This window comes from Streptococcus pluranimalium, from assembly GCF_047785745.1.
Taxonomy (GTDB): Bacteria; Bacillota; Bacilli; order Lactobacillales; family Streptococcaceae; genus Streptococcus; species Streptococcus pluranimalium_B.
In genome coordinates this window covers 1-1,475 of sequence record NZ_JBLOJT010000186.1, presented here as the reverse complement: position 1 = coordinate 1,475, position 1,475 = coordinate 1, and the positions used below count along the sequence as shown (strand labels likewise).

Here is a 1,475-nt window from a genome sequence, read left to right as displayed (position 1 = left end):
GAGAAAAGCATGAAAACTGTGAACCATAAATATAAATGAAGTTGACACAAAAACGAAAATTAGATAAACTAAAGCAAGGAAGCTTAGGAAAGGGAAGATATGTTATTTAAAGGAATCGGCATAGATGAGAACAGTCGCTGCCGGCATTATCATTCTGCACAGGATATTGTTGCCTTGAAATGTGCTGACTGCCAGTCTTACTATGCTTGTTACAAGTGCCACGATGCTCTGGAAAGCCATCCTTTTAAGGCTATGTCGGTTGATGAACCTTATCCTGTCATGTGTGGTATTTGTCAGACCTATCTGACCTTTTCAGCTTACAAACGAGGGTCTTGCCCGCAGTGCGGCTCTGGCTTTAATCCCAACTGTCAGCTTCATGACCATATCTATTTTTCAAAGGAGTTTTACCATGAACAGCACTAAATCACTCATTCAAATCGCCTTAATGGCCACATTGATTGTTATTTTAGGGCTTATGCCCCCTCTGCCATTAGGTTTTATTCCTGTTCCAATTGTTCTTCAAAATTTAGGAATCATGCTGGCTGCCATTCTATTAGGTGCCAAAAAAGGAAGCTTGACTATTCTTATTTTCCTCATTTTAGGTTTGTTTTTACCTGTGTTTACGGGTGGTAGCACGACCTTGGTAGTCTTTGCTGGACCAACAGCAGGCTATGTTGTCGGTTGGTTACTAATGCCTATTGCCCTAGCCGGTTTCCGTAAACTATTACCGTTTTCTTCCCTCTTTGTTAGTTTTGCTTTGATTTGGTTATCAGGTGTTTTACTCGTTGATGTTATTGGAGCTATCTACTTGGCGCATTACACAAATGCTCCCCTGCTCCCATCTCTCCTGTCAAATTTGGTCTTTATTCCAGGTGATACTATCAAAGCAGCTATTGCTACTATTATTGGAACAAAGTATCGGAAACAGTTGGGACTAGAGTAATACACTGTGAGATAGAAGTGGTTGGTAAAACAACTGCTGTTTCAATTCTAAAAGTGTGATAAATTATCTTAGAAAGTGGGGACTATCGATGCAACGATTACAATTAGAGATTTTCGCGCTATTTGCTTTGTGAAAAAACATCGACAATTAGGATTGTTGGCCATGGTGCTTCTGGGAAATTGAGTTTAGCCAAAGATTTAGCTGATGTACTAGGCAATCACGTTAACTTACTGGAAACAGATCCTTATATTAGCTCATCTGAATATCGAAAACTGGTTGTTCCAAAAGAGCTTCCTGATCAAAAGGTAATAGCAAGTATACCAATCATACATGAGCTAATACTCAATGAAAATCTAAATCTGAAACCATTTAAGTACAAGGTGTAGATCTAGACGATTTACTAGGATAATACTTAACAAAAATCAAAAATAGCGCTATAATAAAGATATGACAAAAGAATTTAGTGAATCTCAAATCCGAGAATTGCAACTTGCCCTTAAAGATAAGAAAAAAATGGTCATTATCGTAAACG

The 1,475-nt window shown here is 38.2% G+C and carries 2 protein-coding genes; both read left to right on the top strand.

Annotated elements, in window-relative coordinates; genetic code table 11:
* Nucleotides 1-99 precede the first annotated feature (99 nt).
* Complete coding sequence (locus ACMZ6U_RS10350) at nt 100-423, top strand: CHY zinc finger protein (RefSeq protein WP_416108336.1); 324 nt, start codon at nt 100-102, stop codon at nt 421-423.
* Nucleotides 410-943, top strand: coding sequence for a biotin transporter BioY (locus tag ACMZ6U_RS10345; RefSeq protein WP_416108335.1), 534 nt, complete (start codon nt 410-412; stop codon nt 941-943). Before ACMZ6U_RS10350 ends, ACMZ6U_RS10345 begins: the two co-directional genes overlap by 14 nt.
* The last annotated feature ends 532 nt before the right edge of the window (nt 944-1,475 follow it).